The sequence below is a fragment of the Luteolibacter sp. AS25 genome (assembly GCF_046736275.1).
GTDB lineage: Bacteria > Verrucomicrobiota > Verrucomicrobiia > Verrucomicrobiales > Akkermansiaceae > Luteolibacter.
In genome coordinates this window covers 1,401,989-1,426,119 of record NZ_CP151837.1, presented here as the reverse complement: position 1 = coordinate 1,426,119, position 24,131 = coordinate 1,401,989, and the positions used below count along the sequence as shown (strand labels likewise).

The following is a 24,131-nucleotide window of genomic DNA, read 5'->3' as shown; positions in this document are numbered from 1 at the left end:
ACTTCACCTCGTACCCCGTAGACTTCACCTTGCAGGGTATCAAACTAGCCTCATCACCCCGCAATAAGACCAGAAAACCCCGTAGTTTCAACAATCCCACTCACCCATTGGACTTGTAGCCCCCCTCCAAATCCCCTCGCCCCGCGCAAAGCTCTCCCATCTTGCACTAAACCCAAGCCACCGCCTTCCGGGTAGTTGGAAACCCCAGACTATCTATCCCCCACCTCTCCGTAGCCATCGGCACCACCCCCCTCTCCATCTTCTTCCTCGCCTACAAAAAATCCAGCTCCCCCCAGCCCCCACCCGAAGCCACCTGCTGGAAGTGAGCCCCAACCAGCCGCCAAGTAAAAGCACACCTGCAGATCCCCCACGGCATAAGCCCCCCGATAGACCACCCCTCCCTGAAGTCCAGATACCCCCCACGAAAAAACATGATCGGAGTCTCATTAGTCATGGAAAGGGTATCACAAGTCATAATAACGGACTTCAAATACCCCCACCCCACTGCAGAATTTGAAATCATTAGGGAAACATTAAAAAGGCGATATACCGAACCATTACCATCAGCTCCTTCGTAATACCTGTCTTCCTAATTTCTCAGACTCTCAACCTAAATTAACAATAGCTCCACCATCCGATACCCGCATTGACAATTTCAACCAGTATCCCCACTTTCTTTATTGAAATACCGGCTAGCAATATCAGCAGTCGGTTCGGCTAATAACACTGTTCTGCAAGAAAATGAGCGAAGCCCGCCCTACGATACCCGCAAAGGTGAAGAGACAAGTGTTCGTGGAAGCAGGTCACCGTTGTGCAATCCCCACTTGCCGCCATATTGAGGTAGATATTCATCATATCCGTCCGTGGCGGCAGAGCCAAGAACACGATTACGATCACCTCATTGCTCTATGTCCTAATTGTCATCGACGTGCCGATCGTGGCGAGATCGATAGGAAGAGTCTCTACACCTATAAGAGGAATTTAAGAACCGCTCATGATCGGTTTTCCAAGATGGAGTTGGATTTTCTCTTCGCCGCATATAACGGTCTAATTTCTACCTGTTATCCGGCATTTATGGAGGTCATGTATCAGAGACTCTTAGATGCGGGATTTCTTGCCGTCAGCAGAGGTTCGCATGGTATTCAAGCCAGCGTTCACTACGGCATCGATATGACTCCAACACATTTTATGATTTCTCCAAAGGGAAGGGCTTATGTCGATTCGCTCAATGGCGCTGAAGAAGACGAAGAAGCCTAACAAGTCGGAGATGGCCACGCCAAGGAGGGAGTCTGATTAAATCCGAGCTTTACACCGGCGCGCCATTCCTATGACGTTCTAAGAAGAAATAAGATGGATATCAGCAGCACTTTTCGGAAGGTCATCGCGCCCGAGTTGAATCATCTTTATACATCTCGACCGTATCTTTTGGCGGACGGTGGATATGATGGCGGATGGTTTTGCCGTGAACACGCATTCCATGTTTTTATTCTCGCTCGACTCTTTTGTGTGGACGCAGATATCAGACGTGGAGATTTCGTCGTATCCACCCCCGGCAAAATTCCCGTGCATTCGTTCGATATCACCGGCGACCACATGTGGTGCCGAGTTGGCACAATGATCCCCGTTGATCTCAGTCTAACCCTGCGCCTTTGGGGATCTGTTCCTCAATTGCAGATGCCAATAACCAAGCCAGGTCGGAATGGATCGTTTCAGGTTACATATACTAGGAAGACGGTCGATCCTGAGAGGCAACCCGAAGGGTCTATAGTATTGATAGAGCGCGAAGTAATATCTGAATCGCCAATAGATCTGCTTAGAGACCCCTATCGGTTGCTTCACCCTCCTGATCCATCCAACCCGATGAATTGGGACGCCCTTTTCGGCGAGGAGATTTACGCAAGGATAACGCTACACTGTTTTCGATTGGCCACTGGAGACGCAAAGACTACTAGGAATAGACTGAGTGCTTCGGACTCTCCTAGATGGATCACTGATGCCTATCCAAACGCCCTTGATGAACTTACCTCCCTGCTAGCATAAAATGAAGAATCCGAACAAGACGTGGGAGAGTGACGCCGAGGAAGCTCTCTGTTTAAATTCGGGCATCATCACGGCGCACCTCCACATTTGACGTAAGAAAATGGACAACTGGCCAAAGATTCGGGGTATATCACGACTTGATTATGTGTCGGTGCCTTTGGGATGGCGCGCACGGTACACGCGAGAAGGTGTTACATTCACGGCGGATTTTTCGGACACGACATACGGTAGCCCAGAGCTTGCACTCAATGCCGCGAAGGAATGGCACGAAGAAGCAAAAGGTTTGTTGCCGCCAATGGGGCGAAGAGCTTACGCGGAACAGAAGAAGGTCACGAATACGAGCGGTATTGTTGGGGTGAGGCGTATCAAAGGCGAGAGGAAGGGTCACACTTACTGGTCTTGGATGGCTTCATGGACACCAGCCAAGGGCAAGACAATCCAGAAGAAGTTCGGAGTATTGAAGCACGGCGAGGAAGGAGCGAAGAAGCTAGCGATAGAGGCGCGTGCAGAGGGAATGAAGAATATCGAAGACCAGTGGCCTGAAGACTATTGGGATTATAGAAGGAACCCAGATGGCACAACATTCAAGGAGCATAATGATGAGGAGCACCCATGGAAGGATCTGCACGGTCACGAAGGAACTAAGCAACACAAAGAACATATCGTTCGTGAACGAGATCGCACACTACGTCATGCCAAGCTTGAGCAATTTCTCGAAGATCACGGGAGACTCTTCTGCGAAGTGTGTGATTTTTGTTTCGAGACAGAATATGGACTGCTTGGAAGAGGCATAATCGAAGTTCATCATACATTGCCTGTTGCCGATATGGAGGAAGGGCACAAGACACGACTTAAAGATTTGATCTGCATCTGCGCCAACTGTCATCTTGTCGTTCACAACGGCGATCATTACCTGAATATGCAGAAGCTGAAGTTCATCTACAGCGCGAAGAAAACCAAAAAGAAACCCGACACGTCGGAGACGGCGGCGCCGACGAAGCCGTCTGATTAAATTCTAGCTTCACCCCGACGACGCCATTCCTTTAACGTTTGACTATAGACATTCGACGAATCGGTAGTTGCAGAATTAGTTTCGAAACTCGATTCACATGAAACAGCATGATTCTGACAAATCACATCTGGGGCAGTTACTCTGTGAGGTCGTTGGCTTTGACTCCTCAGGAGAATGGGGATTTCGCGAGGCCTTGGCTTCAATCACGAAGATCAGTAGAGTTGGATCTGGCGAGGATGCACGGGTGCACGTCTACGGCAATGGGTTGAAGATACCACACGCAGTGGCTCAGGTGAGTATCGAGGCGAAAGGAGAGCGGGTTATTTTTTATGCCATTGACCAACGTACTCCTTCCGAATCCCGGTGGGAGGTGAATCCAACCCCCGAATGGATTCAGCAATACCAGTTATGGCTAGAGAGCATCCCGGAATCATAGGACTGGGATTCGAAGGACCCGCTAAAGCTGGTTCGATCAGCTTCCAAAAGAAGAGGCACCTTACCCCGGGCACCATCGACGGAAATCTCATCTTGATTCCGGACGACGTGCACGTGATGTAGCCCACGAATACCGAATGCCTACAAGTCCGCGCACGCCAACCGCTGAACCGCTTCGAGTGGTGAATTTTCAGATAGTAGAACCTTTAATCAAGATTCAAGGGCACACCCAATCCTCTCCACCAGCCCCGTGCACCTTTCCCCCGGCATGACGCTGAGCTCCATCTGATTCATCACGTAGGCAAAGGAAAGACCGCTTTCCGGATCTCCGAAACCATGGCTACCGCCCGCACCCGGGTGACCGAAGGCACGGGTCGATTTCCCGTAAAGCTCACGTTTCTTCCGCCCATCCGCGTCCACCGGATCTTTCTGGCAGCCGGAGGTAAAGGCAGTCTCCCGCAGCAGCACCTGATCCTCCCCGGAGACTTGCAGCCCCGCCAGCTCTTCCTTCACCGTGGTGGAAAAAGGACTCTCCATCGCGCCGATCGCCGCCTGATAGAACTTCGCCAATCCGCGGGCACTGCCCACACCGCCCATCGCCGGCAGTGCCGCACTCCAAGCCTTCGGGTCATTCATTTCCGCGATGGCATGCAGCCCGCGTGGCGATGAAAATGCCCGGCGGGTAACACTTTCCGGAGAATTGAACGCCGCATAAAATCCCTGCTCCAGTGCGGAGGGCTTGGCCCTGCCCGGCACCAGCTTCGCCACCCTGCCCCACTCGCTTTCCGGCAGGCCTATCCACAGATCTATCCCCAGCGGCCGTGCCAGATCCTCATTCCACACCTCTCCCAGGCTGCGCCCGGCCATCCTCCGCACGCACTCATCCATCAGAAATCCGATGGTGCGCGGGTGATACCCATGCGCCTCCCCCGGCACCCACTCCGGCGTGGTATTCTCCACCGCGGAAATCACCGCCGCATGATCGAACACATCCGCCACCTCATCCAGCGCAGCAAGGCCGCACTGATGGGAAAGCATCTGCGAAAACGTAGCTCCATCCAGCGGAAAACCGCTCCAAACCTCGCTCACCAGAGAGTCTCCATCCATCCCCCGCAGGGAAAGCACATGCAGCAAAGTAGCCGCCGCCGGTCCCTTGGTGGCGGAGTAAACCGGGGCCAGCGTATCCGCCCCCCACTCCAGCGTCTTTTCCCGATCCCGGTAGCCGCCGGAGAGATTCAGGATCTCCCCGCCGTCCCGCCAGATACTCACCCCCGCGCCCAGTTCCCCACGTTCCGTGAAGTTCTCCTCAAAGTATTTCTCAATCGCTGCCGTATCCATCATCAGAATCTAACTAACCTTCGCCTCCTTTTCCGTCCACTCATCCAGCAGGCGGAACGCCACCGCCAGAATCGCCGGCCCAAGGAAAATCCCCACGAGGCCAAAGGCCACCGCCCCGCCCACCAAGCCGATGAACATCAGTGCGAAGGGCATCTTGTTCTCCTGGCTCAGCAAAAACGGGCGCAGCACGTTATCGATACTGCTGATCCCCAGCATCCCCCAGATCAGCATGAAAATGCCCCAGCCCACACGGTCCTGCATAAATAGCCAGGCGGCCGCTCCGCCCCAGATCACCGGCGGGCCCACCGGCACCACCGCCAGGAAAAACGTAAGTGCCGCCAGCAATACCGCCCCCGGCACCCCGGCAATGAGAAATCCTATCCCCGCCACCACCGCCTGCGCGGCGGATGTCCCGAGATAGCCGTAAACCACCCCCTTTACCGTTTTCTGCGCCACATCCAGCAGCCTCCCGCCCTGCTCCCCGGCTATTTTCCCCACAGCCACTTTAAGCCTCTCTGCAAGCTTCGGCGCATCCTTTAGAATAAAAAACACGAGAAACAGGCTGATGACGATCTGGGAAAGCCCCCGCCCCGTCACCTTGCCGATCCATACCACCAGATTCCGCAGCGGTGCCACGGTCTTGTCCGCAAGATTCTCCAGCTTCTTCGTGCTCTTTGCCGTGGATTCATCCTCCTTTGCTTCTGTATTGTTGCCGGAAGCAGAGTCCGGTTCCGCAGTTTCCTCCGCACCCTCCTCATCTTTGCCGTTCGCCTGCACCCACTCCTCGCGGTTGTTGATAAAGCCGCGCCAGTATTCACCGATGTCACTGCCGATCACCGGCGTATCGCGCAGCCACTGCGGCGCCTCCTCGGGCGCATTAATCACCCCTTCCCGGGTATTGTTCGCCAGCCGCTTCGCATCATCCACCAGACTCAACCCGATCAAGCCCACCGGCACCACCACGATCAGCACCGCCAGCACCGTCACGCAGAACGCGGCGACCGTCTGCCGCCCGCCCAGCCATTTCGTGAAACGTCTCTGGATGGGAAAAAGCACAAAGCCCAGGATCATGGACCACAGCACCGCCGGGGCGAAGGGTTTCAGAACATAAACGCCCAGCACCACAAGCAGCGCCACCGCCGCCCGTCTCAGGATCCGCTCCATGCCCCGCCTGTTCTCTTCCACGCTTTCTTTCATATTACTGGAAACTGGTAAGCGGGATATCTAATCCTTCAACCACTGTGCCACATCTTTTGCAAAATAGGTCAGGATCATATCCGCTCCGGCGCGCTTGATACCCAGCAGGCTCTCCATCACCACCGCCTTCTCATCCAGCCAGCCGCTACCGCAGGCCGCCTTGATCATCAGATACTCTCCGCTCACCTGGTAGGCGGCGATTGGTAAAGTGGTCTCATCCCGCAGCCGCGCAATCACATCCAGGTAAGGCCCCGCTGGCTTCACCATTACCACATCCGCGCCCTCTTCCTCATCCATCAGCAACTCGCGCACCGCCTCCCGCACATTGCCGGGATCCATCTGGTAGGTCTTCTTGTCCCCCTCCTTCGGTGCGGAATCCAGCGCCCCACGGAATGGCCCGTAGAAAGCGGAGGCATACTTCGCCGTATAGGCCATGATCCCCACTTCCTCGAATCCTGCCTCATCCAACGCCACACGGATCGCGCCGATGCGGCCATCCATCATATCGGACGGAGCCACGATATCCGCCCCCGCCCGCGCATGACACAGCGCCTGTTCACACAGGACCTCCACCGTCTCGTCATTGAGAATTTTCAGCTCCCCATCGCAGCCACGCACCACCAGCCCATCGTGCCCATCTGAGCTATAAGGATCCAGCGCCACATCCGTGATCACACACATCCCCGGCACCGCCGCCTTGATCGCGCGGATCACCTGCGGCACCAGCCCCTCATCGTTCCCGCACTCGCTGCCATCCGCGCTCTTCAGCGCATCGTCGATTTTCGGGAAAAGCACCATTGCCCGGATGCCCATTTCATAAACCCGCTTTGCCTCGCCGATCAGCCCCTCCACGGACCACCGCGTGCAGCCCGGCATGGAGGAGATATCCACCTCCTCCGCATCCGCGTGGAAGAACACCGGCAGGATCAGATCCTCCACCGCCAGACGGTTCTCCCGCACCAATCCCCGCACCGCCGCACTACGCCTGTTCCTTCTGCCACGAATCATCATTTCCATGGCGGCAGGCTACAGCCGTTCCACGAAAATTGAATACCTAAAACACATCCGCAGCGGCGAAAACCCACACCATCACTCCTCCATCGGCTCACGCGCCGGCGGCAGGGTGTAATCTATCCGGTCATCACCCTGTGTCTGGATCTTCCACTTGACCCCGCCCACTCCGGCGGAGCCATCCAGCAGCTTTTCCATACCACCCAACGGCCCATCGGAAAACTCCCGGTGTATCCCATCCGTCTCCCTCTCCAGCCCATCCCTGTGGGGGAAATATACATAGCGCACCAGCCCGCTGGAGCCACCCTCCGGCCGCCGAGCTCGAATATCGTAGGCGGCCGCCCCCGGGAACCGCTCGGAAACCTTCCGCAGACTCTCCCTGAAAAACTCCGGGTCCATATCCTTCACTCCCACATACTTTCCGTCGGAAACCATTTCCAGCCGCTCACTGGTGGATTGCCGTAGTGGCTTCTTCCACACCCCCGGCAACACCCAGTAATCGATCACCGCATAGACAATTCCATCCTGCTCGATCTTAGCCATCGGCGGATTCTCCATCCGGGCCTCCGCCCGCCCCGTGATCGCCGCCCGCCGCTCCTCGGTGCCCATGGATTCACGCAGGAAAAACGTCCGGAAGGTGGTATCCAGCATCCGATCCAGCTGCCGCGGCTCAAGCGAAATCCCATTGCGGGAAAGCTTGTCCTCCTTTTCCACATAAGCCTCCGCCACCTCCTTCACGAATGCGGGTTCCATATCAAGATACGGTTTGATCCAGTGGCGCAGATCCGTTTCCGGAAGCTTTTCCCCCAGGTAGGCGGCAGCGTCCTCCACCGGTTCCTCCGGCTCACGTGGCTTGCACCCCGCCAGCGTGAAAAGTGCCACCCCTGCGATCATTACATTCCGGATGGTTCCAGCCTTCATGACCCCATGACTACCCACCCCACCAAGCTATGGCAAGCACCGGAGATCCTTCCCCCCATTCCACGCGCAGATCCCCTCCGGGAAATCAGGCAAGGTGACGGATGGCCACCGCATTCGCCGCGGCGTAGTCCCGGGCATGGCTCAGGCTCACCTCCACGGAGGCAATGCCCTCCGCCTTCAGAAAGTTTTCCGCATTTCCATGGAAAAGCATCTTCGGCGCTCCGGAATCCACCCGCAGCACTTCCATCTCCAGCCAGCCGGCATGCCCGCCAATCCCCGTGCCCAGTGCCTTGGAGACGGCCTCTTTCGCCGCGAAGCGTGCGGCAAAGTGCATCCCCGGCCTCTTCTGGCGGCGACAGTATTCCTGCTCCGCCTCGGTAAACAGCCGGTTCAGAAACAGATCTCCCTGCTTCTCGATCGCCATTTCGATGCGATCCACCTCCACCACATCGATTCCAATACCGTAAATCATCATTCGCCCGCCGGGTAAGCTTTCATCCCTTCCAGCATCTCGGAAACCGCCTGGCGCATGCCCACGGTGATCGCCCGGGAGACGATGCTGTGGCCGATGTTCAGCTCGGTCAGGTGCGGCACATCGAAAAGCAGCGGAAGGTTCCGGTAATTTATCCCGTGCCCCGCATTCACCTGCAAGCCCCGCTCTTTCCCCAGCTTCGCCGCAGCGATGAGTCGTGAAATTTCCTCCGAGGGATCCTCCGCATTGGCAAAGGCACCCGTGTGCAGCTCGATCATATCCGCATCCAGCCGCGCCGCTTCCTCGATGTGCTCCAGCACGGGATCGACAAACAGGCTGACCTTGATTCCCCTGCCCTTCAGCCGCTTCACCGCCTCGCGAACAGTCCCGGAAAGGGCGACAACATCCAGCCCTCCCTCAGTGGTGACTTCCTCACGTGTCTCCGGCACCAGGCAGGCGAAGTCCGGCTTCAGGCGGAACGCCAGATCCATCATTTCCTCGGTGATACCCAGCTCCAGATTCAGCGGCAGATCGCACTCCTCCTTCACCCGGAAGACATCCGCATCCTGCATATGGCGGCGATCTCCCCGCACGTGCACGGTAATCGAATCAGCTCCGCCGGCCTTCGCCTCCAGGGCCGCGCTCACCACACTGGGCTCCGCGTTCGGCGATTCCGGCAGCAATGCGTAGCGTGCCTGGCGCAAGGTCGCCACGTGATCGATATTTACACCTAACAAAAGACTCATGCGGGGAAATTAAGCAGGCCCCGCGCTGACGGAAAGTCAGAGTTTGATATTTCTCAGGATCCACCACGCCACCATGATCACCGCCACGATGGACGCCCCCCACCTGCCCGGCGCAATGCGGAACGGCAGCGGCTTGCCCCTCACCCACCCGAGTAGCTCGATCCCCAGCGCAATCATCGCCAGCGGCAGCAAAATCATCCCTACTGGATTGAAGAGAAACCCATCTAGAAAGCGCCCGTGCAGCATCGCGTAGGTTCCGCGCGTCATTCCGCAGCCGGGGCATTCCAAGCCGGTGAATTTCCGGAAATAGCAGCCGGGCATCCAGCCCGCCCCGCCCGTTTCCCGCAGCATATATGCCGCGAAGCAAAGGCCCAGCACCGCCAGTGATACCCAGAGCGCCCGATCCTTGTGCATACGGTATAAAACTTACATATTGCCGGCGACGGCAGCAAGGACCGCGATCACGAGGTAAATCGCGATCACCGCCCCCCAGCTGGCCAGGCCCACGATCGCCCAGGTCTTGGCGGATTTCGAGGCAGCCTGCGCGCCTACGATATCGCCGGTAGCCTTCAAGCTATCCACCTTCGCCGCGTAAACGATCGATACCACACCGAAAGGAAGGCAGCAGAGCACGGTGACGACGATTGATTGCCAAAGGTAATTCGGGATCTCCGGGCCGGAATACGGGGCTGCCGCATAAGCTGGCTGCGCCACGGCGGCACCTCCGGTAGGAAAGATCGGCGGCGCGCTTTGCACTGCCTGAACGCCCTGGAACTCGGGAACCTGTGAAAGCGGTTTCCAATCCGTCATGCCCTCCTGCCAGATCAGATCACCGGCAAGAACTTCACCGCTGCTTGCTTTTCCCGCCAGCTCTTCCCGGGAGACCGGCCCGAGCTGGACTCCGCTTTTTGAATAATACCAAGACATAACGGCCGGAATCCTCGCCACCTCACGGCCCACGTCAAGACCGCCCTAAGCTCACAAACCGGAAAAGAAGGCGAACGCCACCAAACCTACAACGGCAAGGACCGGCAGAGCTGTCAGTACAAAGGAAATAATCATCCAGATCTTCGCCAACCGTGAGGCGGACGAAGCCTCCATCATACGCCCCTGGACCTTCAGCCCATCCACCTTCGAGGAATAGACCAACGCCACGATCGCAAACGGCACGCCCAGCGGTATGCAGATGAAAAGTGTGAGAACGCAGGAGACAACCAGCGCGGTGATGGACTGCCACAGGTAAGTCGGCACCATCATGTCTGTAGGTCCTCCGCTGTGCGGTGGGGGCTGGGGAAGTGGCAATGAATTATTCTGCGCGGTAACTACCTCCGGCACGGCCACAGTATCCACCGGCTGCGCTGCGGCTTCCTGCCGTGTGGCATCAACTTTCGCCCGGGACTGGAATTCCGGCACATCTCCCATAGGGAGCCAGTCCGTCATTCCCTCCCGCCAGATGAGATTGGACTCACCGATATCCCCGCGGCGGATCTTATCCCGCAGCTCGTCTTCCGGCACCGGCCCCTGCTGAAGCCCCATTTTTGAATAATACCACTCTGTCATCTGGAAAAAATCTAAGCTCTACTCCGTCTCCTCCACCACTCCGCCGCCCAGCAGCCTGCCTCCGTCGTAAAACGCACAGATCTGCCCGGCCACCACAGCGCGCTGCGGCTTCTCGAAGGAAATGCGCACCCGCGTTTCTCCGAGTTTCTCAACCCGCGCAATCTCCGCCTTCGCCCGATACCTCGGCTGCACCTCCACTCGCTTCAGGCTGGCGATGTCCTCATTGATGGAAGTCACGTTCCCCACCACGCAATCCTTCACGTAAAGTCCTTCCGTATCCTCTTTGTCCCAGCCGATCACCAGCTGGTTTTCCTTCGCCCGTTTCCCGACCACCACATAGGCCATGCCATCCACCGGGGAAGCCACGCCGTGCCCTTTCCGCTGGCCGATGGTATAGAAATGCAGGCCCTGGTGACGGCCTTTCACATTTCCCTCTAGATCCACGATATCCCCCGGCCTGTCATCCAGGTAATGGGAGAGGAAATCCCTCATTTTCACCTGTCCGAGAAAGCAGATCCCTTGCGAATCCTTCTTCTCCGCCACAGGAAGATTGAACCGGCGCGCCACTTCCCGCACCTCCGGCTTCAGCATCTCCCCGGTCGGGAAACGCGCGTGCTCCACCTGAAAGGCAGTCATCAGGGAAAGGAAATAGCTCTGGTCTTTGTTCGGATCCGCCCCACGTAACACCGCGGCCTGGCCATTGGAAAGCATCCGCCGCCGGGCATAATGTCCCGTCCCCACCGCCTCGAATCCCTGACTCATGGCGTAGTTCAGGAATACGCCGAATTTCATCTCGCGATTGCACCACACATCCGGATTCGGTGTCAGCCCTTCCTCATATCCGTTCACCAGATACTCCACGATCTTGTTCTTATACTGATCGATCAGATCGATCACCCGGAACTCGATCCCCAGCACCTTCGCCACCGCATGCGCATCCTCGATGTCCTGCTCCCACGGGCAATCCCCCGGGATCCCCTCCTCGTTCATCCAGTTCTTCATGTAGCCACCCACCACCTCGTGCCCCTGCTCCACCAGGAGAGCAGCAGCTACTGCACTATCCACCCCACCGGACAAACCAACCATCACCTTCGACATGCGCGCAATGTCATCTGGAAGTCTGCGCGGATCAAGTCTTCATCAAACAGCCGCGAAAAACCCGTGCATTTCACCGCTTCCGAACGAATATCCCCGCAGATGAACTCCAGCTCTATCAAAATCATTTTCCAGGACGTCGACGGCTGCCTCAACCCCGCCGATGGCGAAGACTTCGGGGTGGATTCCTCGTGGCAGCCCTCGCAGAACCAGATCGATATGCTTCAGGAAATCAGCCGCGCCGTCGACGATTCACCACTGGAGCACTTTGTGGTCAACACCGGTCGCTTCTGGCCCATCCTCGAGAATCTGGCCCAACACCTCACCACCCCGAAGCTCCGCTACTTTATCATGGAGCACGCCTGCGTGATTTACGATCGGGTGGAGAAACGCAATCTCGACCTCGTGGAAATCGCCCGCAAATACCAGCTGGATTCCCTTGCCGACCGCTTCACCCACCTGGAAACGCTCCGGAAACTCCTCGCCTGGTATGATGAGACCGGCCTCCCGGAAATGGAGCGCCGCTACGATTGCCCGATGCCCCGTCTCGACAAAATCGGCAACCTCTCCTTCGCCATTCCCAAGCACGCGGACGGTGGAGAGGTGCTTGAAACCATCGAAAACCTCGTCTCCCGTGACTTTTCCCCGGACGAGTTCGGAAAACTGGAATTTCTCCGCTCCGACCGCTTCATCGATATCCTCCCCGGCATCGATAAAATGGATGGCATCGAGCTTGTCCTGGCCATGCTCGACCTGGAGAAAAAAGACGCCATGGCCATGGGCGACTACCTCAACGACCTCTCCGTCTTCGAGCGTTTCGATCAGGTACTCTGCCCCGCCAACGCCCACCCGGACATCATCGCCCTGACCAAAACAAAAGGCAGTAGCGGCATCGCCTCCCCGCATTCCTACGGCCCCGCTTTGCTCGATTTCCTCGAGCCGAAATAAATCGACGGCCAACCGAAATCCCACGAGTCTGATCCCATCCGAGAAACGGGCAGGACAAGCCCTCTCGCACTCCTCCATTTAATCCACCATGATCACTTTTCTTCTAAACTCCGCCTACATCCTCGGCGGGCTCTTCATCGCAGGTATCCTATGCCGCCTCGCGTTCGCTATTTCGGAGAAAATCGTCCGCGCGCCCTTTCTGGACCTGCTCATCAGCATCTTCACCTGGATCCCGTGGGCTGTCGGATTCTACCTAGACGGCTGGATCGGCGTGCTATCCGCTCTTTTCGCCCAATTCCTCGGTATCTACATTTTCTGCTTCCTCGACCGCGCATTCCGCGGGAAACCAGCCGATACCCTTACCGCCGCCCAGGGCCGCGTGCTGGGACCGATCCGGAATCACCTCGCTCTGCTGGCAACCACCCCTGCCACCGTCGCATTCGTGGCAGTGCGCCTCACCGAGCTCCTCGTCTATCCGCCCGTCGCTTGGCTAGCGAAGCTGCCCACCTACAAATCCTCCGAGTGGGTAAACCTCTCCCGCCACAAATACGATGGCCTCATCGGCCCGGATCTCCTCTGGTGCTGGTATTGCGATTGGATGACTGGCCTCTGGGCGCTTGGCAGTGAAATGCTCCGCAACATCGAATCCTTCTGGTGCCCGATCCGCTTCCGCGATGAAGCGAAGAACCGCAACGCCACCACCGATTTCCCGGATGTGGAGAAATGGGCGCCTGCCGATGCAGGGATCGAAAAAGCAATCGAGGTCTTCGAGGAACATTACGACGGAAAACGGAAGAACAGCTGGTTCGGCCACCCGGACCGCCGCGAGCCATGAAGTTCAATCGAGCCGAGCCAAATGCCCAATACCGGACCCTCCGCCTTGTAAGCGAAGAATCCAGGTGGGAGCTCGGCATGAGCCCGTACACCCACGGCATCAGGATGCGCATGGGGCCATTCGGAAAGCCCCCCTCGGTCCTGGATTTCTGCATGGGCGAAAACGGCTCCCTCTACCCGGACATCCTCCTCGCCATTCTTAAAAAGCTGGAACCCGTCCCCGAGGATCAATCCCTGCAAGCCATCGACGCCGTCTTTCCATGGAAAGGAACCCGTGCCGATCTTTCCCTGCACCTTCGATCCTTACTCTCTGAAAATCAAAACCACTCCTTCGGGTCCACTCCGTAGAATTTCTCGAGTTCCCCGTAGAGATCCGGCCTTTTCTCGGAGAGCTGCTTCGGTTTCTCGAAAAACGTCTCAGTCACCACCGCGAAGAATTCCGCAGGCTCCGTCGCCCCATAGGGATCGATCAAAGTCCTTTTTCCCTGCTCCAGCTGCTCGCGGAAATCCTCGTAATTCGCACTGAATACCCGCGCCCAGGATTGATACGCAGCCCGGCTTCCCAGCCCCGGCGCACCATCCGTCTGGCCATCCTCATGATCCAGCTGGTGCGCGAATTCATGGAACGTCACATTCCGCGCATCATGGATATTCCGCGCTCCCTGTTCCACCGAATCCCAGGCCAGCACCACCGTGCCATGACTCCACGACTCACCAAGTCGATGCACCTCTCCCTCTGTGACAATTCCGTAGGCGTTCTGCCGCTTCTGAACAGAGCTGAAAGTCGTCGGGTATAGATAAACCGTGTTTAGCTCCGGGTAGGGCTCTCCCTCTCGGTTCAGGATCAGCATGCACGCCTGCGCAGCCACTGTCAGAATCATCCCCTCCGTCAGCTCCAGCCCATTGCATGCTTCAAATCTCGTCGAGCGGATGAACTTCGCGATCCTATCATGCAGCCGCACCTTCAGCTCATCCGGCAGTATCGAATATAACGGCAAGTTCTCCACCAAGAGCTCCTTCCAACCCTCCTTGAAAACCGCCTCCACCTCGTCCTCCCCCGAAAATAGCGCCTGAATCCTCTCCCAAATCATAGGAGAACATTCGCAGCACCGAAGCAACCGCGCCAGTTAGATATTTTCAGAAAGCCTCCTACTTGTCCGACCACACCGCAAATTCCCCGCCGGATGGCTCCGTAAAATGAAACCGTCTGCCACCGGGAAATTCGAAGATCTCCTGAATGATATTCCCACCCGCCTGCTGGATCTTCGCCTGCGTTTCTTCCAGCTCGCTGCTGTAAATCACCACAAGCGTAGCACCATTCGCTGTCAGTGAAACCGCCTCTGACTTATAAAAACCACCATTCAGCCCTGCGTCGGAGAATGACGTGTAAGCTTCCCCGTAGTCCTGGAATTTCCATCCGAACGCCTCGCTGAAAAATTTCTTCGTCTGCTCCAGGTCCCTTGAGGGAAACTCCACGTAGCTGATCTTTTCATGCTGATCCATGGTCCTAGTTGCCGTCTTCTTCGATCTTATTGATCCGCGCCAGATGCCTTCCTCCCTCGAATTCCGTTCTCAGCCAGGTATCTACGATCACGATCGCCATTTCCGGCCCCACCACGCGGCCTCCCAACGCGATGACATTCGCATTGTTGTGCTTTTTGGTCATTTCCGCACTCCACACGTCCCAGCAAACACCGCAGCGCACTCCCTTTACTTTATTCGCAACAATTGCCTCTCCGTTCCCACTTCCGCCGAAAACGATGCCCAGATCGCAGTCTCCAAAACCCACGCTTTCCGCCGCCGGACGCACAAAATCAGTATAATCGACCGCCTCATCATCATGTGTTCCGAAGTCGTCTATTTCGTGCCCCAGTGAAACTAGGTGTTTCCTGATGACTTCCTTCAGTTTGTAGCCCGCGTGGTCTGCGCCCAGTGAGATCTTCATAGTGATTTTCTAAAAACGCTCCGCCACGGGATTCAACAGCCCGGAGCCTACCAATTCTCTTCCATACGCAACTTTTCCATCGCCCGGTCGTAGATATTGAATTCGATTCGCTTGAAAGCATCTTCCCGGAATTCGGCGTTACCGAAGTTCTGGCTGAATCCCTGCAACTTCCCTCCCTCAACGCCATCCAGACGGAAGATAATTTTCGAACCATCGGTTAAAGTCGCCCGCACATCGCCTTTGTTACGCTTCGGCGTCTCCATATCAGCCCGCTTCAGAACCAGATTTTTCAAGCGACCCACCGGGAAAGTAATTTCAGAAAAATCAGTTTTCACCGTGATCATATCACCATCCACCTTGGAAACCTCACCTTTGATTGAGTCGCCATTGTGAAAAACCATACGTCCCTCTGGAATGCTCTCCTCTTCACCCACCACTCCTTCTCCGATTTCATCATTCGCACCCAGACCATTGCGCAATTGGATATTGTTCTGCGCATTCAACATGCGTTTCTCGGATTCATCCACATAGCCATCCCATTCGGAAATCTTAATGTCGGAAAAGCGGAGAGGAGTCCGATCTTGTGCAACGATGTGAAATCCTTTTCCGAAATCTCTGGAATCCTTCTCGTTATCCTCCCAGACCCCCATCAATTCACCATCGACATACAGCAGAATCTCCCCTGTGCGCTTGCTAGCGCGGATTTCGAACTTCGCCTTCTCCACATTTCGCAATAGAGGCGTATTTTTCGGTCTGCCGAGGAAATCGTTGTTAGTCAGGTTTTTCACATGAACCGAGTTCCCATGGAACTCCATCGCATATCCACTCTCAGGATTTCTGGTCCCGATATCATCTGTAAAAAATAGGATGCGTGGTCGGAAATTCCCTTTCCACTCCGCTGTAAATGAAATGCTGTTCTCCTCCGCGAAATCCATCTCCCTGGCGATTCCACCGATACCCGCGGAGTGCAGCGCGCCAGCCTTGAAAGTCCAGATTCTGCCGGTTTCAGAATCAGTCCACTCCTCCAGACTGGAAGGTCCGCGGTAGATCACCTTCCCTCCGGCACTGATTCTCACCTGCTCCACATTCACCCGGCGGAACACCAATTCCCCGGCATACCACGTGTTCAGCTTTATCTCTTCATCGCTAAGCCCCGCCAGTTTCCCACGAAACACATCACCATTGGTCATCTCCAACTCCGCCATATGTCCGGCAGCGAAGTCGGAATCCTCTCCACTGTTCTTAGACATCCGGAGATCCAGCACATTTTTCAGGTTGAACTGCGCGGGCTCAGCCAGGACCGGGGATTTCCAGTCCAGTGAATCGATGCTCAAGGAAACCGCCTTCCCGATCAACTGATCCCCGTTTAAAAAACGCACGACTGATTCATTTTCCTGAGCGAGACAGGAAGCGCCGAGAAATAGAATGGGAATGAGGAATTTCATCGGCTGCGGACGGGTAATGCTTTCAGAATCTCTCTTCGCTCCAGCGAAGTAATCCCACGTCTGTCCAAAGTGATAGGCCCGAGCAATGGATGCACGATCTTCACCGTTTTTTCACCGAACTCACATGCGGAAACCCTGATCTCACCATCACCTCGCAGCTTCACCACCAGACCTTCCATTTCCGAGAAATCCTTCTCCTTCCTGGATCCGAAAAAGATAGTGGAAACCTCCTCCTCCGGCAGCTTGATCCGCTCCTTCTGGAAATCACTTTTAAAGACATATACGGTCCCTTTTTTAGCCGACCGTATTTCCGTCAGGCGCCCGCTGAAACGCTCCCCGAATCGCCCGATCAAGGAATCGTCCAAGCCTTCTCCGCGCTCCTCGCTGCGGTGCCGGTCTCCACGGTCATCCCATTCGAGAATCTCAATATTGCTGATCGACTGCTCACTCTCCGGTGGGGCGTGGTTCTGAAACGCGATTCCTGAACCAGCGGGGATATAGGAAAGCCGGTCCGCATAACGCCCCTCCAGCTCGCCATCCAGGTAAAAGTGGATCAACCCCGTGGACCGATCCATGCGTATCTCAATATCCATCCGGTTTCCGGTGAAACGATCCGGAGTGCGGTCAATCAAGGCAACCGTGGTGTATCTGACTCTCCCGGCAGACTCCCTTTTCAGCTCCATTCCCGCACCTGCGAACTGTAGGAAGTAGCGGTTCACTCGCTCGCCATTATTTTTCAGTGGATCCGCGAAAAAGAACCGGAAATTCGGCCTGTTCTTCCAGTTCAGGCTGAAGCGGATAATGAATTTCTCAGGAAGCGCGGCATCCTTGGAAATTACTCCGTTCCCCTGTGCTAGAAATCGATTGTTTTGTAATTCCCATGACTGTGGATTGCCCTGATCCAGAATCCATCCCCCCAATCCTTCCGGTCCGCTGTAAATCACCTTCTTCGGGACAATTCCCAACTGGATGGTATCGATTGCTTCGCGTGGAATCACCAGATCCCCAAGATCAGGAGACGTGGCTGAAAGGGATTCGGCAGAAAGTTTGGTCACGGTCACCGGCAACACATCCCCGTTTGCCAGCGTCACCCGCTGATCCGGTATGACGGAATTGTTTTCAGCGGGCTCGAAGGTGATTTCACTGACCTTGCTGCCGTTTACCGAAAGTGGATTTTTGGAAATAGGAGAAACGACCGTAATTTTTCCATCTTCACTCATCGCCGTCACCTCACCAGTCAGACGGTTCCCATCATCCATCAGAATAACCGATGATAAAGCAGCACTGCATGAGCAGGCCAGAAGCATCAACGTGTGGAATCTAAAAATCATTATCCCAATCATCAACAAAGTTACCGGTAGACTCGAATTCGAGCATCACCGCGGATTTCAAAAGCAAATCAATCTCCCCCACTGCATCATTTCTGACCTTCACCTGGCTGGCATCACCCATGATCGGTTGGCCGGAAATCCTACCGATCGGGTAGAAACGGACCTTCACCTGGTCGCTTTTCACATTTTCCCCGGCTTCATCAAGGCTGGCTTTTCCGAAACGTACCTCCGCAATATCGCTCATCGGTATCTCGAAGTTTCCATAACGTCCCTCTAGCCTAAGCGCTCCGTTCTCGATGGTTGTCACACTCCCGGAAATCCTGTCAGTCCCATTGGATAGCAGCACGATATCGGAATCGTCCACCTGGAGGCTCCTCGCCGCATCCGGCATTCCGTTCCACTCGGCTACCACGATTTCGGAAATACGGACAGCCGCTTGATCGGCTTGTGCGAAAAACCCGATTCCACCGCCTTGGCCTGCATATCCTTCTCCTCCGTCATCCTCATCGGGGAGCTCGCTCCATTGGACTACAAATTCACCATCGATGAAGAGGATGATTTCTCCTGTGATCCGGTTGCAGCGTAGCTCGACCTCCGCGCTTCCGGAATCACCCATCCGCACACTAGTATTGCTGGTCTGGACCCGGTCGAATTTCGGCGTCCCATCCTCATCAAAGCCCGCGCGTCCCAGCACGGCATAGTGCGAATTGAGCTGGAGAATATAACTGTTCCCGAAAATCATCGGCATATGGTTCGGATGCCCCGGATGGCTGAACCCCTTCACCGCCTCTTTGTGCTTCTCGTCCATTTCCGGTTTCACGAAATCAGCATGAAACGCCACAGCCATGGCCAGCCGGTTTTTCCAGGAAATATCGAACCTAATCACGGCCTTCTCGGGAATGCCGGTCTTCCTCACCAGAGCTGTCCCCATCGGATTATCCTGCCAATACCACGCTGATCCGGAAAACTTCCAGAGCGGTGGAATGACGTCCCCCTCCTCCTTCAATTCCGTAGGCAGGCCATCGGGATTCTCAAAATCCACCATCGTCCACTCGTCTTCAGTAAACGGTCCCTGGTAGACGATCCTTCCTCCCAGCGGATTTGGAGCCAGCAATCCCACCTGGGACCGCGGAATCGAAACTGTTCCTGAATATTCTGTGTCTAGAATTACTACATTTTCATCAAGACTACTGATCACTCCGGGAAATCGATCACCGTTCACAGTTCCTATATGCGCCAGTCCCGGTAATGCTTTTTCAGGTCTTCCCCCACCGAGAATGACCTGCCGGAGTTTTGCGGACTTAAACTCCACCGGCTCATCCACATCGTTGCGTTTCCATGAAACTGCCGGCCCGCTGCTTAAGCCTGAAAACTCCCCGTGCAATTGGTCGCCATTGATGAAACGGACCACGTCTTCCCCAACGTCTTCTGAAAACGCTTGGCTCGTGATCGCGAGCAATAAAATGGCGGGAAGGATTCTCATTTCTCGTAGATTGGCAGATATCTGTAGTTCAAGGCGAGAGACAAAAGTGCGCCTGCCGTGCTGAATGCCTCCCCTTGGTTCCCCCGGAAGGAACCGTCAGGTGCCTGAATGGTCCCCATATAGCGTGTGTTCTTCGTATTCCACTCTGCCCAAAGCTCCTCATCCGCGTGGAAAAGTGCCTGAGCCATATAATACTCATAATAATACGGATAATAGCGTTCCCTGAAATCGAGTTTTTTCGACAAATACGCCAGACTTGCCTTGTAGCCACGGGAATCCGTCTCCTTCGCCAGCGAAAGGCACAACGAACCGATAGCCGTAAGGGTAGGCTTTCCACCGGCGGAATTCGTATAGCCATACGAGCCATCACTGCCCCGGCAACTCGCCAGATAGGCAAGGCCCTTCTTGATTGTTTCATCCGGCACCGAAATCCCCGCATTCCGCGCCGCAAACAGTGTAACCATCTGGCAACCCGCAACTGTGGTATCCGCATCCGTGCTTTCCGGATTGTAACGCCAGCCACCTGATCGATTTCTCTTCTGTGAGGTCACGATCAGATCCACCGCTTTCTTCAGCGCCTGTGCGATTTCCGGATGATCTATCACTCCGTAGGATTCAGCCAGAGCCTTCGCCGCGAATGCATGGTTATACATGCTATTCCCGATGTAGCCGTTGTTCTTGTTCTGCTTCGAAATAATGTAATCGATCCCTTTCCGGATCGTTTTTGCGTAGGGGCCGTTGTTCGGATCCTCCCCATGTGCCAGAAAGGCAGCAATACAAAGCCCGACGACCCCCGGCTCGCTACCGGATGATCCATCATTCCAATAGCCCTGCTCATTCTGGTTCTCTGCAAGATACCGCAGCCCCCGCTCATATATCAGCTCCACCTGGGGCGGGATTGTATCATCCTGCCGGTTCAGCAAGCCCTGTCCGCTCGCACAGATCTGCGTAAAAGGGAGGATTAGAAATAAAAGAAACTTCCTCATATTACTTGGTCGTTTCCTCCAGTCCCCGGTTGTAGGCGTCCAGCGCGCTTTGAAACTCTTTCGGCAAGCCTCTACCCGCCTTGCCCGCTGCCTTCGGCACGGTCCGCTCCTCCACAATCTTTCCGGCCTTTCCATCCTCGGATTCATTTTGGGCATCGGAATCTCCCGTCTGGCCCTTTCCTGCCTGATCGCCGCCCTTCTCTTCACCCTCTTTTTCACCTTCACCTTCACCTTTCTTACCCATCATGCGCTCCATCATTTCCATCATGGCGCCTCCTGCCTCTCCACCCTGCCCACTGGATTGCTTGGCTTTTGCAGCGGCATGGATTTTTTCAATAATCTCCGTCTGTGCTGCAATTGTTTTCCCGCCGGTTTCGTAATCCACCAGATAATCGGTAGTTTCATCCATGATCCCTTCCACCTCGGAAAGAAGCTCGATTACCTGTTCCACCGTCTGCTCCATTACCAGCTGCTGCACGTCCGCGGAAAGTTCATCCTGCTCATCAGCAAGTTTCTCGGAGCCATCGATATGTTTCTCCAGATTGGATTTCACCACCTCTTCCGCATTTTGTGCGTGGAGCAGTCCCGACGCAAAGCCGAGCAGTAAGATCTGGGCAAAAAACTTCATCTTCGGATCTGTGTGGTGGATTGATTGTCGCGCTTGAGCTGCTCAAGCACTCTGGTTCTTGCACGTAAATCCTGCTGCTCCTGGATCATCTTCATCACCCGTAGCATGAACTCGAAATCCTCGTCCTCCGGGCTGGGAGCGCCACCTCCTCCTCCGCCGCCGCCGTCCTTGTTCATTTCCTCACCGAGGATATTCGACCACTCGGCAAGCTTTTCCGCCCATAGCTTCGCCTCCTCGGCGGCGGTGAAAGAATGATTCTTCTGAAGCTTCGTCCTCACCCCGTCCAGACCGGTATTGATCTTGGATTTCTTCATCTGGTCCAGGATTTCCTTAAAGGTCTCATCCTGGGTCCTTGCGTGGTAGTGCCCCAGATCCTCCTGAATCCACCGCACATCGGAGGCTGTGACCAACTGTTGTTTCTCCGTTTCCGAGAGCTTCCGCAAATCCTTGGGATCCACCTCCGATCCCCTCAGTCCAAGAACATCTTCAAAGCTCGCGACCAAAGCGGAAACAATCCCGCTCTCCTCGGACGCCGCCTTCTTCAACCTGCTGACAAACGTGCTGGCCTCGAAACGCTTGTTCGCCTCATTCGCCTGCTCCAGAGCCTTCTGCATCTTCTCGACCGCTTCCTTCTGCTCTTCCACAGCTTCGGCAACATCTGATTCCGTTTTCTCCGGGGTATTCGATTTTTCCTTAGCCTCCCCCAGTTTCTCACTGACTTCCGGCAAATCCTTCTCGGCCAGCTCTTGCATGGATTTCAGGGCTCCAGCCATTTTTTTGAGCGTCTCCTTGTCGATATCACCGTTTCTGGTGGCGTCCTTCATCAATTCCTCCATCCGTTTCATCAGCTCCTCCATCCGCTCGGCATTCTCGTTCTCCGCGGTTTGCTGATCCTCGATCCTGCGCTGGTTTTCCTCTTTCTGAAGTTCCTCTCCGTCCAGCCTCTCCAGCCGCTGGTTCTCATCAAGGAGGTTCAACTCCTTTCGGGTAAGATCCTCCAGTTCGCTGATTGTCCGATCGAACTGGCTCTTCATTAGCTGGGCGTGCTCCTCGCGGCTGAGCACATAGACAATAACCGGTTGCGAGTATGAACGCTCCCTGCCGGGAAAATAATCTTCTGAAAATGAACGTAGGATCAGTCGTTGGGGACCTATCTCGAATGCGGACGGAGAAAACGAAACCTGCTCCATCAGCCGCGCCGTTTCATACCCACCTTCTCCAACTACCAGCTCACCTTTTCCCACCGACTTCTCTCCCGGTAGCGTCCCGGTACTCTCCCATTCAATTCCCACCTTCCTCAGACCGAAGTCATCCTCGCAGAGAATCTCAAAATCCAAAACCTCCTCGGGAAGGATCGCGATCTGACGGTCCAGCCCTTGCGTGTAAGCCACAGGCGGAGCGTCTTTCACAGCATCCACCCTCAGCCTGAAGTCACTCCCACCGCTGAGGCCGAATTCATCCTTCCATGAAAACGGAATCTCAAACGGGACCGCACCAACCATGATCGGTGCGGTAGTAATTTTCCCACCGGAAACTTTCAGCCCCCCGGAGCTTTCCTCGAAGTTATCCGCCTGAGCCATCTCACCGGAAACACTCGTCGGGCCGTATTCTCCCCCCAGAACCGGTCTGCTCATGACCATCTCAAAAACCAGTTCGGACCCTTCGACCGCTCCCACCTCCCCGGCCGTCAGTTCGATTTCCCGGCGCGGAATCCCCATGTAGTCGGGAGTTTTAACATAAACCTTCGTATCTTCCACGAAGGGCCGCTGCATGGGCTCCACTTTCATGCGGTGGCGTTGATCGCCGATCTTGAATGTGATTATTCCTGCCTCCTGTTGACCCGGAAATTGAAATTTATAGCCGTGCTTCCGGAGCGAAGCCCCTATCGGTGGCTGCGAGTCATATTGCCCATAGGCTCGTTCAGGGTTCTGCTTCGATTTTCCTGAAAGCCGTAGATCCAATGCAAATGCCTCTCCATATGGCACAGCCAGATACCCCGGGGGCTTTTCCAGCTGTGTGAAAGTATACCGCTCAACCTTCGAGAACGGCTTGATCCAGCGCTCCAGCGCATTCATTCCCGCTTCCGGTGTCACCACAAACGCAGCTCCGACTATCACGATCAAAACGACAGCTGCAGCGGCCCATTTCAAATGGCGGGGGGATGGCAATGCCAGATCAAGATCTCGTTTCTTGCTTTCCGCCGCGACCACCTCCATCGCTGCAGCTCGCAGCCTCGGCGAAGCAGTGGACTCGGTCCCGCTTTGATCCTGAAGCTCGATCACTCCCAGCAATCTATCTCCCAATCCCGGGAATTTCCTGGAAATCAACCTCGCGAGTTGCACCTCCCGACGGTGCCCCCAAACCCACCGATGAAGCCAATACGGAACAAAGCCGGCAAAGAGAGAAACACCGCCCAGAAGAATCACCAACCGCACCCAACCGGGCGTATGCCACACGCGATCCAAAGCGAAAATTATGAGAAACGATAGAAGTAGACCTATCAACCCGGCAGCTACCGCCTCGATCACCTTCCTCCGCCACAATTGTATGCGGAAGTCCTCCAACTGCTTCCGAAGACCTTCCGGAATCGGGCTGCGGCTATCGGGTGGGATTTCTGACATCGTGAAAACGGCAATGGTGTGCCGGAATAATAGTTGAAACAACCTGACAGGGATACGCCTCAACTCCAGCAGTTTTCTCACCA

General features: G+C 55.5%; 25 protein-coding genes. 6 read left to right on the top strand and 19 right to left on the bottom strand.

Features of this window, described 5'->3' with window-relative positions:
* The first annotated feature begins 741 nt into the window (after positions 1-741).
* The 3 genes from AAGA79_RS06595 to AAGA79_RS06585 all read left to right on the top strand — a co-directional run bounded on the left by AAGA79_RS06595 (position 742) and on the right by AAGA79_RS06585 (position 3,488).
* Positions 742-1,257 carry an HNH endonuclease gene (locus AAGA79_RS06595; protein ID WP_411827982.1) on the top strand — a complete coding sequence of 172 codons (516 nt, stop codon included), beginning with the start codon at positions 742-744 and terminating at the stop codon, positions 1,255-1,257.
* An 883-nt stretch (positions 1,258-2,140) separates the two neighbouring features.
* A complete protein-coding gene (locus AAGA79_RS06590) occupies positions 2,141-3,052 on the top strand; it encodes a hypothetical protein (protein ID WP_411827981.1) in 912 nt (303 codons plus the stop codon).
* Positions 3,053-3,149: 97 nt separating this feature from the next.
* Positions 3,150-3,488 (top strand): hypothetical protein, encoded by a 339-nt coding sequence (locus tag AAGA79_RS06585; protein WP_411827980.1) that lies wholly within the window; start codon positions 3,150-3,152, stop codon positions 3,486-3,488.
* A 209-nt stretch (positions 3,489-3,697) separates the two neighbouring features.
* Here the strand turns inward: AAGA79_RS06585 and AAGA79_RS06580 are convergent, their stop codons facing one another.
* The 10 genes from AAGA79_RS06580 to mnmA all read right to left on the bottom strand — a co-directional run bounded on the left by AAGA79_RS06580 (position 3,698) and on the right by mnmA (position 11,830).
* The gene (locus AAGA79_RS06580) at positions 3,698-4,828 is read right to left on the bottom strand and encodes a serine hydrolase domain-containing protein (RefSeq protein ID WP_411827979.1); all 1,131 of its coding nucleotides are present in this window, start codon (positions 4,826-4,828) and stop codon (positions 3,698-3,700) included.
* A gap of 6 nt (positions 4,829-4,834) precedes the next feature.
* Positions 4,835-6,022, bottom strand: a complete 1,188-nt coding sequence (locus AAGA79_RS06575) for an AI-2E family transporter (RefSeq protein ID WP_411827978.1) — start codon at positions 6,020-6,022, stop codon at positions 4,835-4,837.
* A gap of 27 nt (positions 6,023-6,049) precedes the next feature.
* On the bottom strand, positions 6,050-7,039 hold the full coding sequence (gene hemB, locus AAGA79_RS06570; protein ID WP_411827977.1) for a porphobilinogen synthase: 990 nt from the start codon (positions 7,037-7,039) through the stop codon (positions 6,050-6,052).
* A 72-nt stretch (positions 7,040-7,111) separates the two neighbouring features.
* The gene (locus AAGA79_RS06565) at positions 7,112-7,954 is read right to left on the bottom strand and encodes a hypothetical protein (RefSeq protein WP_411827976.1); all 843 of its coding nucleotides are present in this window, start codon (positions 7,952-7,954) and stop codon (positions 7,112-7,114) included.
* An 85-nt stretch (positions 7,955-8,039) separates the two neighbouring features.
* On the bottom strand, positions 8,040-8,429 hold the full coding sequence (gene acpS, locus AAGA79_RS06560; RefSeq protein WP_411827975.1) for a holo-ACP synthase: 390 nt from the start codon (positions 8,427-8,429) through the stop codon (positions 8,040-8,042).
* A complete protein-coding gene (locus AAGA79_RS06555; protein ID WP_411827974.1) occupies positions 8,426-9,172 on the bottom strand; it encodes a pyridoxine 5'-phosphate synthase in 747 nt (248 codons plus the stop codon). The genes acpS and AAGA79_RS06555 overlap by 4 nt, the downstream gene beginning before the upstream one ends.
* Positions 9,173-9,208: 36 nt before the next feature.
* Positions 9,209-9,586 carry a DUF2752 domain-containing protein gene (locus tag AAGA79_RS06550; protein WP_411827973.1) on the bottom strand — a complete coding sequence of 126 codons (378 nt, stop codon included), beginning with the start codon at positions 9,584-9,586 and terminating at the stop codon, positions 9,209-9,211.
* Between the two features lie 12 nt (positions 9,587-9,598).
* Positions 9,599-10,099 carry a CD225/dispanin family protein gene (locus AAGA79_RS06545; RefSeq protein ID WP_411827972.1) on the bottom strand — a complete coding sequence of 167 codons (501 nt, stop codon included), beginning with the start codon at positions 10,097-10,099 and terminating at the stop codon, positions 9,599-9,601.
* Between the two features lie 51 nt (positions 10,100-10,150).
* On the bottom strand, positions 10,151-10,732 hold the full coding sequence (locus AAGA79_RS06540) for a GYF domain-containing protein (protein WP_411827971.1): 582 nt from the start codon (positions 10,730-10,732) through the stop codon (positions 10,151-10,153).
* A gap of 18 nt (positions 10,733-10,750) precedes the next feature.
* On the bottom strand, positions 10,751-11,830 hold the full coding sequence (gene mnmA, locus AAGA79_RS06535) for a tRNA 2-thiouridine(34) synthase MnmA (RefSeq protein WP_411827970.1): 1,080 nt from the start codon (positions 11,828-11,830) through the stop codon (positions 10,751-10,753).
* Positions 11,831-11,929: 99 nt separating this feature from the next.
* On the opposite strand from mnmA, the gene AAGA79_RS06530 reads away from it, so the two are divergent.
* The 3 genes from AAGA79_RS06530 (at position 11,930) to AAGA79_RS06520 (ending at position 13,957) form a co-directional block, all read left to right on the top strand.
* Positions 11,930-12,775, top strand: coding sequence for an HAD hydrolase family protein (locus AAGA79_RS06530; protein WP_411827969.1), 846 nt, complete (start codon positions 11,930-11,932; stop codon positions 12,773-12,775).
* Between the two features lie 88 nt (positions 12,776-12,863).
* A complete protein-coding gene (locus tag AAGA79_RS06525) occupies positions 12,864-13,610 on the top strand; it encodes a hypothetical protein (RefSeq protein ID WP_411827968.1) in 747 nt (248 codons plus the stop codon).
* Complete coding sequence (locus tag AAGA79_RS06520) at positions 13,607-13,957, top strand: hypothetical protein (RefSeq protein ID WP_411827967.1); 351 nt, start codon at positions 13,607-13,609, stop codon at positions 13,955-13,957. Before AAGA79_RS06525 ends, AAGA79_RS06520 begins: the two co-directional genes overlap by 4 nt.
* Here the strand turns inward: AAGA79_RS06520 and AAGA79_RS06515 are convergent.
* Genes AAGA79_RS06515 through AAGA79_RS06475 form a run of 9 tightly spaced genes read right to left on the bottom strand, consistent with a single transcriptional unit; the run spans position 13,927 to position 24,048 of the window.
* Positions 13,927-14,700, bottom strand: coding sequence for a zinc-dependent peptidase (locus tag AAGA79_RS06515; protein WP_411827966.1), 774 nt, complete (start codon positions 14,698-14,700; stop codon positions 13,927-13,929). The genes AAGA79_RS06520 and AAGA79_RS06515 overlap by 31 nt on opposite strands.
* Positions 14,701-14,758: 58 nt before the next feature.
* Positions 14,759-15,112: a VOC family protein gene (locus AAGA79_RS06510; RefSeq protein WP_411827965.1), complete on the bottom strand. Its 354-nt coding sequence runs from the start codon at positions 15,110-15,112 to the stop codon at positions 14,759-14,761.
* Between the two features lie 4 nt (positions 15,113-15,116).
* A complete protein-coding gene (gene rpiB / locus AAGA79_RS06505; protein WP_411827964.1) occupies positions 15,117-15,554 on the bottom strand; it encodes a ribose 5-phosphate isomerase B in 438 nt (145 codons plus the stop codon).
* Positions 15,555-15,601: 47 nt separating this feature from the next.
* Entirely contained in the window at positions 15,602-16,999 is a 1,398-nt protein-coding gene (locus AAGA79_RS06500) for a hypothetical protein (protein WP_411827963.1), read from the bottom strand.
* Positions 16,996-18,330 carry a hypothetical protein gene (locus AAGA79_RS06495; RefSeq protein WP_411827962.1) on the bottom strand — a complete coding sequence of 445 codons (1,335 nt, stop codon included), beginning with the start codon at positions 18,328-18,330 and terminating at the stop codon, positions 16,996-16,998. The genes AAGA79_RS06500 and AAGA79_RS06495 overlap by 4 nt, the downstream gene beginning before the upstream one ends.
* Positions 18,320-19,813, bottom strand: a complete 1,494-nt coding sequence (locus AAGA79_RS06490) for a hypothetical protein (RefSeq protein WP_411827961.1) — start codon at positions 19,811-19,813, stop codon at positions 18,320-18,322. Before AAGA79_RS06490 ends, AAGA79_RS06495 begins: the two co-directional genes overlap by 11 nt.
* Positions 19,810-20,799, bottom strand: coding sequence for a prenyltransferase/squalene oxidase repeat-containing protein (locus tag AAGA79_RS06485; RefSeq protein WP_411827960.1), 990 nt, complete (start codon positions 20,797-20,799; stop codon positions 19,810-19,812). Before AAGA79_RS06485 ends, AAGA79_RS06490 begins: the two co-directional genes overlap by 4 nt.
* Position 20,800: 1 nt before the next feature.
* Positions 20,801-21,427 carry a hypothetical protein gene (locus tag AAGA79_RS06480; protein ID WP_411827959.1) on the bottom strand — a complete coding sequence of 209 codons (627 nt, stop codon included), beginning with the start codon at positions 21,425-21,427 and terminating at the stop codon, positions 20,801-20,803.
* A complete protein-coding gene (locus tag AAGA79_RS06475; protein ID WP_411827958.1) occupies positions 21,424-24,048 on the bottom strand; it encodes a hypothetical protein in 2,625 nt (874 codons plus the stop codon). Before AAGA79_RS06475 ends, AAGA79_RS06480 begins: the two co-directional genes overlap by 4 nt.
* Positions 24,049-24,131 lie beyond the last annotated feature (83 nt).